This is a genomic window from Pseudomonas sp. 05N434 (assembly GCF_056396965.1).
Genome location: NZ_JBFTMK010000103.1, coordinates 1 through 11,696 on the forward strand (window position 1 = coordinate 1; position 11,696 = coordinate 11,696).

Below are 11,696 nucleotides of genomic sequence, written 5' to 3' on the forward strand. Positions count from 1 at the left end.
GCAATACGTCGGGAACACGCTGATCCGCATACACCTCCGGTCGGGTGTAGTGCGGGCAATCCAGCAAACCATCCGTAAAGGAATCTTCCTCAGCGGAGTCCGCATGCCCTAAAGCTCCAGGCAGCAGTCGTGTAACCGCATCGATCAGGACCATCGCCGGCAGCTCGCCGCCAGACAGTACATAGTCGCCAATCGACCACTCTTCATCGACATGAGCATCAATAAAACGCTCGTCAATGCCTTCATAGCGGCCGGCAATCAGGATCAATGCATCCAGATTCGCCAACTCGCGCACCGCCGACTGTGTCAGTTGACGGCCTTGGGGGGACAGGTAAATTACCTTCGCCGCCTCCCCGGCTGCTGCCTTGGCCTGAACCAGAGCATCTTCCAGGGGCTTGATCTTCATCACCATGCCCGGACCACCRCCAAATGGGCGATCATCCACAGTGTGATGTCGATCCGTCGTGTAGTCTCGCGGATTCCAACAGGTAAGCTGCAACAACCCCTGTTTCACCGCCCGACTGGTGATGCCGTACTCGCTGATGGCGGAGAACATCTCGGGAAACAAACTGATCACTTCTACGCGCAGGTTAGCCACGTTTAGAAGTCCGCATCCCATTCCACCTTCATCTCGCCCGCTGCCAGATCGACGGCCAACACGCATTGCTCGGTATACGGCAACAGGCGTTCGCGATCATCCAGGCTGCCAGCGCAAGGCTTGACCACCATTACATCATTGGCGCCGGTTTCCAGAAGATGATCGATTTTCCCGAACAATTGCCCGTGAGTATCGATGACCTTCAGACCTTCCAGCTGGTACCAGTAGTACTCGCCATCGGTCAATTCAGGGAACAGGTTGCGCGGCACGCAGATCTCATAACCAGCCAGAAGACGAGCTTCTTCACGATCATCAAGACCCTTGAGCTTTGCGACCAGGAACTTGTCGTTCCCGCGTCCGCTGACCAGCTCGACCTGTTTTACGCTGCCTTCGCGCCTGAGCGTCCAGGTTTTGTAGTCCAACAGGTTTTTAATCGGATCAGTAAAGGAATACACCTTCACTTCGCCGCGAACGCCGTGAACAGAATAAATCTTGCCGATAACGATCAAATCATCAGCAACAGCTGGCGTCGCGTTCATATTGCTCAGGCCGCAGCCTTAGCAGATTCCTTCAACAACTGAGCAACGCGCTCAGAAGGCTGTGCACCAACGCTCAGCCAGTAGGCTACGCGCTCTTGGTTCACGGACAGACGAACTTCTTGACCACGAGCAACAGGGTTGAAGAAACCAACCTGTTCCTTGTGCGAACCGTCACGCGGGTTGCGGCTGTCGGTTACGGTCAAGTGGTAAAACGGGCGCTTTTTGGAGCCGCCAAGGGCAAGACGGATTGTTAGCATGTGAACATCGTTCCTGTAGTCGGTGCTGCAAATCTAAATGCACAGCGGGCATAGGTGCCCGAAAGGCCGCATATTCTAAGGAATATCCGGACTTTTGCAAATGTCTTTTTCCGGCGCCTATCGGCGTGCCATCCAGATTTGCTATAGAGCCATCGCTGAAGATGGCCAGTCAGCTCCCGCCAAGTGCGGGTTTGCTGGAGATCCCACGTCCGTGTGGGTCGGCGCAGGAGCAAGCTCCTGCGCGAATTCTTTACATCTTGGGCATGCCGCCGCCGGGCAACATACCGCCCATGCCGCGCATCATTTTGGCCATTCCGCCTTTCGCGGAGAATTTCTTCATCATCTTCTGCATCTGCTTGTGCTGCTTGATCAAGCGACCGATGTCCTGCACCTGGGTGCCGGAACCCATGGCGATCCGGCGCTTGCGCGAACCACTGATCAGCTCAGGGTCGCGGCGCTCGGCCGGGGTCATGGAATTGATGATGGCTTCCATCTGCTTGAATTGCTTCTCTGCCGCGCCCTGGGCATTGCCCATCTGCGCCAGGTTCACACCACCGATATTCGGCAGTTTGTCCATGAGGCCGCCGAGACCGCCCATGTTCTTCATCTGTTGCAGCTGATCGCGGAAGTCTTCGAGGTCGAAGCCCTTGCCCTTCTTCAGCTTCTTGGCCAGCTTGTCGGCCTTGTCCTTGTCGAGGGTCGCTTCGGCCTGTTCGATCAGGCTGAGCACGTCGCCCATGCCGAGGATGCGCGATGCGATACGCTCAGGGTGGAACGGCTCGAGCGCTTCGCTCTTCTCGCCCATACCGATGAACTTGATCGGCTTGCCGGTAATGGCACGTACCGACAGTGCGGCACCGCCACGGGCATCACCGTCGACCTTGGTCAGGATCACACCGGTCAGCGGCAATGCATCACCGAAGGCCTTGGCCGTGTTGGCGGCGTCCTGGCCGGTCATGGCATCGACCACGAACAGGGTTTCGACCGGATTGATCGCGGCGTGCAGCGCCTTGATCTCGCCCATCATCTCTTCGTCGATGTGCAAACGACCGGCGGTGTCGACGATGACCACGTCGATGAATTTCAGCTTGGCTTCTTTAATAGCCGCTTGAGCGATGTCAACCGGCTTCTGGCTCAGGTCGGACGGGAAGAACGTCACGCCGATGTCGTTGGCCAGGGTTTCCAGCTGCTTGATCGCCGCCGGACGGTAAACGTCCGCGGACACGACCATGACCGACTTCTTCTTGCGCTCTTTAAGGAAGCGCGCCAGTTTGCCGGCGGTGGTGGTTTTACCCGCACCCTGCAAACCGGCCATCAGAACCACGGCCGGTGGAACGGCGCTCAGGTTCAAATCTTCGTTGGCCGCGCCCATCAGGCTTTCGAGTTCGGCCTGGACGATCTTCACGAAGGCCTGGCCCGGCGTCAGGCTGCGCGACACCTCGGTGCCGACAGCGCGCTCCTTCACCGAATTGACGAAGTCTTTGACCACCGGCAAGGCGACGTCGGCTTCGAGCAACGCCATGCGCACTTCGCGCAGGGTGTCTTTGATGTTGTCTTCGGTCAGCTTGGCCTTGCCGGTGACATGGCGCAGCGTCTGCGAGAGACGGTCGGTTAAGTTTTCAAACATTGCGCGATCCTTTCAGGCCCTGTGTAGACCGGGATAATGGCGGCCCAGACCGGAATCAACATGTGCTCGGCGAGCCTGCGGCGTGGGCAGGTCGCGGATTATAGCGAAGACTGCGTCTGGCGGACACCTCGCCGTCAGCTTGTATGGTCTTTCGTGCCGTATGGGTTCTATGCCAAACTCAACGCCTTTCGGGCCTGCCTAACAGGATTTATGCTCCCCTTGTCACCCAGCTTGCTTACCACCCTCGCCGCCGCCTGCTTATATGCCGCTGCGACCTTCTATCAAGGCACTCGCCTGGCCACCGGTGCCAAGGCGAACAAACGCCTGCTGGTCACGCTCGGCGTACTGGCCGTGCTGGCCCACAGCGCCAGCCTGATCAGCTATCTGCTGACTCCGGTCGGCCTGGCCCTGGACTTTTTCAGCGCCGCCAGCCTGATTGCCGCAGCGGTCATCGCCCTGACCCTGCTGGCCTGCTCACGGATTCCAGTGGAAAACCTGCTTGTATTGCTGTTCCCGCTGGGCGCCGCAACAGTGTTGCTGGCACAGTTCGCCCCCGCCGGCACGGTGCAGGTCATCGACGAAGAGCCAGGCATTCTCGCCCACATTCTCTTGTCGATCCTCGCTTACGGCATGTTCACCATCGCGGTGTTCCAGGCCTTGCTGCTGCTGGTTCAGGACCATCAGCTCAAGCACAAGCATCCGTCCGGGCTGATCAAGAACTTCCCGCCGCTGCAAACCATGGAAAGCCTGCTGTTCGGTTTCCTCTGGGCCGGCTGGAGCCTGCTGTCGTTGTCGCTGATTTCCGGCTGGCTGTTCGTCGAGAACCTGTTCGCCCAGCACCTGGTGCATAAAACCCTGCTGGCGTGCCTGGCCTGGATCGTGTTCAGCGTGCTGCTCTGGGGGCGCAACCGTCTCGGCTGGCGCGGACACAAAGCCATCCGCTGGACCCTTGCCGGTTTCTGCCTGCTGATGCTGGCGTATTTCGGCAGCAAACTGGTCCGCGAATACATTCTGCACATCTGACGGGCGGCATTAATGGACGACTTGCCCATAGGACCGATGCTCGCGGTGCTGGCCCTGCTGATTTTATGGTCGGGGCTGTTTACCGCCATCGAAGTTGCGCAACAGCAATTACTGGCCCAGCGCACGGCCTCGCGTTCCAGCGACAAACCCGTGGCCAAGCTGAGCTTCCCGCTCAACAGCCTGATCCTCTGCAACACCTTGTGCCGCGCGCTGGTGGTGGTCATCAGCACCTTGCTGGCGATTTTCACCTGGGCGCAAAACGGCCCCTGGATTGCCTGCCTCGGTGCCGGCGCAATGTTGCTGGTGTTCGCCGACTATCTGCCACGCGCCCTCGCCGCCCGCCACCCGGATGCCGTCCTGGCCTTGGGCAACACACTGCTCGGCATACCGCTGAAAATCGTCTATCCCGCCGCATGGCTACTTAATGGCATCAGCCAACTGCTGATGCGTCCATTCGCCCGCAAAATCAACGTGGTGCAGCAAAGCGAAGACGAGGCACCGGCAGATCGGCACGACGATCACGAACATGCAGCTTATCGCCCACTGTCAGGTATCCACGCACTGGATAACATCACGGTCAACGATATTCTGGTGCCACGCAGCGACGTCGACGGGATCAACCTGGACGACCCCCTCGAAGAAATCATCGAGCAACTGCGCCACAACAGGCGCACCCGCCTGCCGGTATTCCACAGCGACATCAACCAGGTCGAAGCGGTGCTCAACACCCGGCAGATCCGTCATTTGTTGCCGGATTCAAGCCTGACTGTGGAAGCGCTGCTGGCGGCCAGTCACGAACCGTACTTCGTGCCGGAAAGCACACCGTTGCAACTGCAATTGCTGAATTTCCACAAGCAGCAGCGGCGCTTGGGCATGGTGGTCGACGAGTACGGGGAAGTACTGGGTATCGTGACCCTGGAAGATATTCTCGAAGAAATCGTCGGAGAGTTCGAAAGCCAGCACAGCCTGGATAACCCGCACATTCACCCGCAGGCCGATGGCCGACTGGTGATTGATGGCGCAGCGTCCATCCGCGAACTGAACAAGAGCCTCGGCTGGCATTTGCCCAGCGATGGTCCGAAAACCCTCAACGGCCTGGTGACCGAGGCGCTGGAGACAATTCCGGACAGCGCGGTGTGCCTGAAGATCGGACGATACCGGCTGGAGATTCTGGAGACTGAAGAAAATCGCGTCACGCGCGTGCTGATCTGGCATACCAGCTCAGCGCCTGCGTTTATCCGTTAACGGGTTAAAACAACCGCCCCTCTTGTTCGATAGTTAGCCACCTTCCTATAATCGAGCCGGCTTACCCAAGCCTCCCACCGAACCACATGCTTACCCCGCATGCAGCAGGTTCCGGCCAGATCTTCGACACCATCCGTACCACTGCGGCGACTGTTCCTACCTTGAACAGCGACCGATCCTCAACCCACATCCCTGGGTATTCGACCATAATAATTCGCTCCACTGGGGCACATGACTGTCAGGGATAACGACATGACGACCAGCACAACGTTCAGCGACACCGCGCCTGCCCAACCGACGAACTCCGCCACCCGCGTGGCTACCGCGAGTTTCATCGGCACGGCCATCGAGTTCTACGACTTCTACGTCTATGCCACCGCCGCAGCATTGGTGATCGGCCCGGTGTTCTTTCCACAAACCTCCGGCACCGCGCAGATGCTGTCGGCATTCCTCACCTTCGGCATCGCTTTCCTTGCGCGGCCGCTGGGTTCGGCGTTGTTCGGCCATTTTGGTGACCGCATCGGACGCAAATCGACACTGGTTGCGTCCTTGCTGCTGATGGGCGTGTGCACCACGCTGATCGGCGTACTGCCGGGTTACGACAGCATTGGCGCCTGGGCGCCGATCCTGCTTTGCGTGCTGCGCTTCGGCCAAGGCCTGGGACTGGGCGGCGAATGGGGCGGCGCCGCATTGCTGGCCACGGAGAACGCACCCAAAGGCAAGCGCGCCTGGTTCGGCATGTTTCCACAACTCGGCCCATCGATCGGGTTTCTGGCGGCCAACGGCCTGTTCCTGACCCTGGCCATGAGCCTGAACGACGAGCAGTTCCGTTCGTGGGGCTGGCGGATTCCGTTCCTGCTCAGTGCCGCGCTGGTGATGGTCGGCTTGTACGTACGCCTCAAGCTCCACGAAACCCCGGTGTTCGCCAACGCCGTGGCTCGCCAGGAGCGGGTGAAGATTCCGCTGGTCGAGCTGTTCAGCCAATACTGGGCACCGATGCTGCTGGGCGCCGGGTCGATGGTGGTGTGCTATGCACTGTTTTACATCTCGACAGTGTTTTCGCTGAGTTACGGTGTGTCGACGCTTGGCTACACCCGGGAAACCTTTCTCGCCCTGCTGTGTTTCGCGGTGCTGTTCATGGCGGCCGCAACACCGCTGTCGGCCTGGGCCAGCGACCGTTTCGGGCGTAAGCCGGTGCTGATCATCGGCGGCGTGCTGGCGATTCTGTCCGGATTCTTGATGGAACCGCTGCTGACCCATGGCTCGACCTGGGGCGTGGCGTTGTTCCTGTGCATAGAACTGTTTCTGATGGGCGTGACGTTTGCGCCGATGGGCGCGCTGCTGCCGGAGCTGTTTCCGACCCACGTGCGCTATACCGGCGCATCGGCGGCTTACAACCTGGGCGGTATTGTCGGTGCCTCGGCGGCACCGTTCTTTGCGCAGAAACTGGTGGCGATGGGTGGCTTGAGTTATGTCGGCGGGTATGTGTCGGGGGCGGCAGTACTAAGCTTAATCGCAGTGCTGTGCCTGAAGGAGACACGCAATAACGATTTGAATCGGGTTGCCTGAAGCCAAAAGCTTCGCGGGCAAGCCTCGCTCCTACGGGTCATTTGTCGAACGCACTTGCGTCTTGACGTGATCCCTGTAGGAGCGAGGCTTGCCCGCGAATGCCGCGCCTCGGTTTACAGCTCGACTACAACAGCCTGAGCAGCACGGGTCGCTTTTGCACGAGCAGCTTCGATAGACTCGTCGCGAGCCAACGCAACCCCCATCCGCCGCTGGCCATTGACTTCAGGCTTGCCGAACAGACGCAACGCAGTATCCGRCTCGCTCAACGCTGCACCCAGGTTGGCGAAAGCGGTCTGAGTCGACTGCCCTTCCACCAGAATCACCGCCGACGCCGATGGGCCGAACTGACGGATCAGTGGAATCGGCAGGCCCAGGATCGCCCGTGCGTGCAGTGCGAACTGCGACAGGTCCTGGGAAATCAGGGTCACCAGACCGGTGTCATGCGGGCGCGGCGAGACTTCGCTGAACCACACCTGATCACCCTTGATGAACAACTCGACGCCAAACAGACCACGACCGCCCAAGGCTTCGGTGACCGCTTTGGCGACGCGCTCGGATTCGGCCAAAGCAACCGGGCTCATGGCTTGTGGCTGCCAGGATTCCTGGTAGTCGCCCTTCTCCTGACGGTGACCGACAGGCGCACAGAACGTAGTGCCGCCGACGTGACGCACAGTCAGCAGAGTGATTTCGTAGTCGAAGTCGATGAAGCCTTCGATGATCACGCGACCTTTACCGGCGCGGCCGCCTTCTTGAGCGTAATCCCAGGCTTTCTGCACGTCATCGACGCTGCGCAGCAGGCTCTGGCCCTTGCCCGAGGAACTCATGACCGGTTTGACCACGCACGGGAAGCCCAGGTCTTCGACTGCCTTGCGGTAGTCCTCGAAGGTGTCGGCGAAGTGGTACGGCGATGTCGGCAGGTCCAGCTCTTCAGCGGCCAGGCGACGGATGCCTTCGCGGTTCATGGTCAACTGTGCGGCGCGGGCAGTCGGGATCACGGTGAAGCCTTCGGACTCCAGCTCCACCAGGGTCGCGGTGGCGATGGCTTCGATTTCCGGCACGATGAAGTGCGGTTTCTCGGCTTCGATCACCGCACGCAGGGCGGCACCGTCGAGCATATTGATCACATGGCTGCGATGGGCGACTTGCATGGCCGGCGCATTGGCGTAGCGATCCACGGCAATCACTTCAACGCCCAGGCGTTGCAGCTCGATCACCACTTCCTTGCCCAACTCACCACAGCCACACATCAATACGCGGGTCGCGGTTGGCGACAATGGAGTTCCGATACGGGTCATCTCAGGTCCTCAAAGGAGCGGATCATCGAGGGAAGCGCGCTTCCCATGGGGAGAAAGCGCGGCATTTTACATGAACCTGAGGGTTTGGCTTCAGCTGACGACAGCCTGTTTGCGCAGGCGCCATGCCATGGCCAACCAGACCACGGTGACGCCCGCGAACTTCGAACCCAGCGCAGTGAAGATCACGCCCGGTGTGAGCGCATCGATCATGCCGAAGAAGATGAAGGTGTCCAGCGGGATGCTCAGGGCCGAACTTATCCACAGGCGATCGTGCAACGGGCGCTTGGTGAGGCTGAACACCAGCCAGTCGATGCACTCGGACACGGCGAACGCCGTGGCACTGGCGAGAGCAATTGAGGGATCGGAGGTAACGTAAGACAGCCCCAGCGCCACCAGCATCGCCGCGATCGCGCCATGGCCGAAGCGGGTTTGCACCATGTCGCGCAGCACGAACACCAGGCCACCCCAGGCCGACCAGATGATGTCCAGGTGCGGGGCGGTGGAAAAGGCGTAATTGATCAGCACGACGCTGCTGATGTAGGCGATCAGGAAGAGCATGGACGGGAGATACCTGTCAATTTTGTGCACAGGGTACTTCATCTTCAGCGCACAGATAACCTGTGGCGAGGGGGCTTGCCCCCGTTCGGCTGCGCAGCAGTCGTGAAATCAGCAAACGCCGTACGCCTGAAAGAATGAAGTCGCAGGTTTAGCGCCGCTTCGCAACGCAACGGGGGCAAGCCCCCTCGCCACAAAAGCCGCGCTACCACAAAAAATCAGGAATCGGATTTGGAAGGCAACATCCAGATCAGCCCACTCGACTTCGCCCGCTCATGACACAACCCCAGCACCTTGCGCCGCTCCTCGTTGTCCATCCGGCTCCAGCGGGTGATCTCTTCCACCGTGCGTTGACACCCGGTGCAAATGTCATCCTCATCCAGCGCACAAATGTTCACGCACGGCGACGGGACCGGTCGCTCACGTTCAGGTGTGCTCATTGTTCCTGCTCGACCAGATCGCGGGCATAACGCTGCGAGTTGTGCACATAGTGCGCGGCGCTGGCTTCGAGCATCTTCTTCTGCGGCTCGGTCAGTTCGCGTACCACCTTGCCCGGCGAGCCCATTACCAGCGAGCCGTCCGGAATTTCCTTGCCTTCACCGATCAGCGAGTTGGCGCCGATGATGCAGTTCTTGCCGATTTTCGCGCCGTTGAGGATCACTGCGTTGATGCCGATCAGACTGTAATCGCCCACCGTGCAGCCGTGGAGCATGGCATTGTGACCGATGGTCACGCCGGTACCGATGGTCAGCGGATAGCCCATGTCGGTGTGCATCACGGTGCCGTCCTGCACGTTGCTGTTCTTGCCGATCAGGATCAATTCGTTGTCGCCACGCAACACGGCGTTGAACCAGACGTTGGCGCCCTCTTCCAGTTTGACCTTGCCCACCAGCACGGCATTGGGTGCGACCCAGCTCTGCGGGTGGGTCTCGACGCGGGCGTCGCCCAGGCGGTATTTCATCTTGTTGTCCTCACGACCAGGCTGGCTCACTAGCGAAAAGCAGGATTCACGCCATACGAGCGATGGCTTCAGGTGTTGATAAAACTCTTGGGCGGTTGATGCAGGCTGATTTTCGCGTCATAGAGCAGGTTGATCAACTCGACGATCATGATCGCCGTCAACCCCCAGATCTTGTACTCGCCATAACGATAGCTCGGCACGTACCAACTGTGGCCCTGATAGTCGATGCGGTGGGTGTGCTCGCGCGGGTCCTTGCGGAAGAATTCCAGAGGCACGCTGAACACTGCGGCGATCTCGGCATCGTTGGCCAGGTATTCGACGAAATCCGGAATCACGCCGACATAGGGCGTGACCTTGATGCCGTGCAGGGAGATCAGCGGGCTCAGTGGGCYGATCACTTCGACCAGCCCCGGCGGCAGGCCGATTTCTTCTTCGGCCTCGCGCAGAGCGGTAAAGATCAGATCAGGGTCTTCAGGGTCGCGTCGACCGCCGGGAAAAGCGACTTCACCGCCATGGGTCGAGAGCCCGCTGGCGCGAAGGGTCAGGACCAGTTCAGGTTCGTCACTGCGCGTGATGGGCACCAATACCGCGGCTTCGGGGAAACGTTGGTCGGTTTCCAGCGTACGCGGTGTGTGATTGCTTACCCGGTGCAGTAGCTCGTCCAGCATGAGTCTTCTCGATCTGTGCCTTACCCTGCATCATGCACCAATCGCACCGGCCGCCCAACCCCCGAAAAGCCTCATGTCGCGAAACGACAACTTGCCGACCGACACCGCTGCACGCCAAGATAGGCGCAGCATTCAGGAACCCAAGCATGAAATATTGCAGTCAATGCGGCAACCCGGTAACCCAGCGCATTCCCGAAGGCGATTCGCGCCTGCGTTTTGTCTGCGACAGCTGTCATACCATTCATTACCAGAACCCCAATATCGTCGCCGGTTGCGTGCCGACCTGGGGTTCGAAGGTATTGCTGTGCCGTCGCGCCATCGAGCCACGGCTCGGTTATTGGACCCTGCCCGCCGGTTTCATGGAAAACGGTGAGACCATCGAACAGGCCGCCATTCGCGAGACCGCCGAAGAAGCTTGCGCCCGGGTACGCAACCTGAGCATCTATACGCTGATCGATGTGCCGCACATCAGTCAGGTGCATGTGTTCTTTCGCGCCGAGCTTGTGGATCTGGATTTTCGCGCAGGCCCCGAGAGCCTGGAAGTGCAGCTGTTCGAAGAGGCCGATATTCCTTGGGGCGAACTGGCTTTCCGCACGGTGGGCCGTACATTAGAATGCTTCTTCGCTGACCGGCGGGCCGAGGTCTACCCCGTGCGGTCCGAATCGATCCCGCCACTCGCTCAGCCTGCCATCATCTAAGCAGCCGCCCCGGACGGCAAAGTCATCGAAAAAGTTCTGGTTCTCAAATCTGCCCATCAGTTGCAGTTGATCAACGACGGCAAGCCGTTCAAGACCTATCGCATTTCCCTGGGCAAACGCCCCATCGGCCCAAAACTGATGGAAGGTGATAAACGCACCCCCGAAGGCCTTTACTGGCTGGACTGGCGCAAGACCAGCGAACGTTTCAACCTGGCGATGCACATCTCCTACCCCAACATCAGCGACTCCGCCCGCGCCCGGCGCGAAGGCGTCGAGCCTGGCGGCATGATCATGATCCACGGTACCCCGGACACCGAAGACAATCCGGAAGACTTGTTCCACACGCTGGACTGGACCGATGGCTGCATCGCCATGCGCAACATGGACATGCGTGAAGTCTGGGGCCTGGTACCGGACGGCACGATGATCGAAATCCGCCCGTAACTTCCCCCCATAATGATCACTCCCACGCAGAGCGTGGGAATGATCAAGTGTGTTCTGGCTGCTACCTTCGGTCGGCTTCGAAAAAATAGATCAGAAGATCACGGATCAGGTCAGAGGTTAAATCCCGAGCAATAAAAAACCCGCTGAAGAATCAGCGGGTTTCTCATTGCAGCGGCCAGAGAATCAAAAATCCTCTAACCGCCATACCTCGTAAGCC

13 protein-coding genes and 1 pseudogene are annotated in these 11,696 nt (G+C 59.5%); 5 read left to right on the forward strand and 9 right to left on the reverse strand.

Annotated features, from left to right (window positions below):
• The 4 genes from trmD to ffh all read right to left on the reverse strand — a co-directional run.
• Window positions 1-619: tRNA (guanosine(37)-N1)-methyltransferase TrmD (gene trmD / locus AC1DLB_RS09370; protein ID WP_477784913.1), on the reverse strand; the 619-nt coding region annotated here is incomplete at its 3' end.
• Window positions 601-1,137 (reverse strand): ribosome maturation factor RimM, encoded by a 537-nt coding sequence (gene rimM, locus AC1DLB_RS09375; RefSeq protein WP_086944744.1) that lies wholly within the window; start codon window positions 1,135-1,137, stop codon window positions 601-603. The genes trmD and rimM, both read right to left, overlap by 19 nt.
• Window positions 1,138-1,142: 5 nt before the next feature.
• Window positions 1,143-1,394 (reverse strand): 30S ribosomal protein S16, encoded by a 252-nt coding sequence (rpsP, locus tag AC1DLB_RS09380; protein WP_003198088.1) that lies wholly within the window; start codon window positions 1,392-1,394, stop codon window positions 1,143-1,145.
• 250 nt (window positions 1,395-1,644) lie between these two features.
• Window positions 1,645-3,021, reverse strand: a complete 1,377-nt coding sequence (gene ffh / locus AC1DLB_RS09385) for a signal recognition particle protein (protein ID WP_007941401.1) — start codon at window positions 3,019-3,021, stop codon at window positions 1,645-1,647.
• A gap of 210 nt (window positions 3,022-3,231) precedes the next feature.
• Between ffh and AC1DLB_RS09390 the strand changes: the two genes are divergently transcribed.
• From AC1DLB_RS09390 to AC1DLB_RS09400, 3 genes are all read left to right on the forward strand, one after another.
• On the forward strand, window positions 3,232-4,044 hold the full coding sequence (locus AC1DLB_RS09390; RefSeq protein ID WP_018927074.1) for a cytochrome C assembly family protein: 813 nt from the start codon (window positions 3,232-3,234) through the stop codon (window positions 4,042-4,044).
• Between the two features lie 12 nt (window positions 4,045-4,056).
• Entirely contained in the window at window positions 4,057-5,289 is a 1,233-nt protein-coding gene (locus AC1DLB_RS09395; protein ID WP_111454303.1) for a transporter associated domain-containing protein, read from the forward strand.
• A gap of 252 nt (window positions 5,290-5,541) precedes the next feature.
• Complete coding sequence (locus AC1DLB_RS09400) at window positions 5,542-6,858, forward strand: MFS transporter (protein ID WP_019581065.1); 1,317 nt, start codon at window positions 5,542-5,544, stop codon at window positions 6,856-6,858.
• A 113-nt stretch (window positions 6,859-6,971) separates the two neighbouring features.
• Here the strand turns inward: AC1DLB_RS09400 and purT are convergent, their stop codons facing one another.
• The 5 genes from purT to AC1DLB_RS09425 all read right to left on the reverse strand — a co-directional run bounded on the left by purT (window position 6,972) and on the right by AC1DLB_RS09425 (window position 10,337).
• A complete protein-coding gene (purT, locus tag AC1DLB_RS09405; RefSeq protein ID WP_477784914.1) occupies window positions 6,972-8,153 on the reverse strand; it encodes a formate-dependent phosphoribosylglycinamide formyltransferase in 1,182 nt (393 codons plus the stop codon).
• A 90-nt stretch (window positions 8,154-8,243) separates the two neighbouring features.
• Window positions 8,244-8,711, reverse strand: coding sequence for a VUT family protein (locus tag AC1DLB_RS09410; protein ID WP_018927079.1), 468 nt, complete (start codon window positions 8,709-8,711; stop codon window positions 8,244-8,246).
• 215 nt (window positions 8,712-8,926) lie between these two features.
• Window positions 8,927-9,148, reverse strand: coding sequence for a DUF1289 domain-containing protein (locus tag AC1DLB_RS09415; RefSeq protein WP_018927080.1), 222 nt, complete (start codon window positions 9,146-9,148; stop codon window positions 8,927-8,929).
• Complete coding sequence (locus AC1DLB_RS09420; RefSeq protein WP_007936184.1) at window positions 9,145-9,669, reverse strand: gamma carbonic anhydrase family protein; 525 nt, start codon at window positions 9,667-9,669, stop codon at window positions 9,145-9,147. Before AC1DLB_RS09420 ends, AC1DLB_RS09415 begins: the two co-directional genes overlap by 4 nt.
• A gap of 68 nt (window positions 9,670-9,737) precedes the next feature.
• Window positions 9,738-10,337 (reverse strand): CoA pyrophosphatase, encoded by a 600-nt coding sequence (locus AC1DLB_RS09425; RefSeq protein ID WP_477784915.1) that lies wholly within the window; start codon window positions 10,335-10,337, stop codon window positions 9,738-9,740.
• Window positions 10,338-10,483: 146 nt separating this feature from the next.
• On the opposite strand from AC1DLB_RS09425, the gene AC1DLB_RS09430 reads away from it, so the two are divergent.
• Window positions 10,484-11,035 carry an NUDIX hydrolase gene (locus AC1DLB_RS09430; RefSeq protein WP_018927082.1) on the forward strand — a complete coding sequence of 184 codons (552 nt, stop codon included), beginning with the start codon at window positions 10,484-10,486 and terminating at the stop codon, window positions 11,033-11,035.
• 12 nt (window positions 11,036-11,047) lie between these two features.
• A pseudogene (locus AC1DLB_RS09435) lies at window positions 11,048-11,479 on the forward strand (L,D-transpeptidase family protein); the annotation flags it as partial.
• Between the last annotated feature and the right edge of the window lie 217 nt (window positions 11,480-11,696).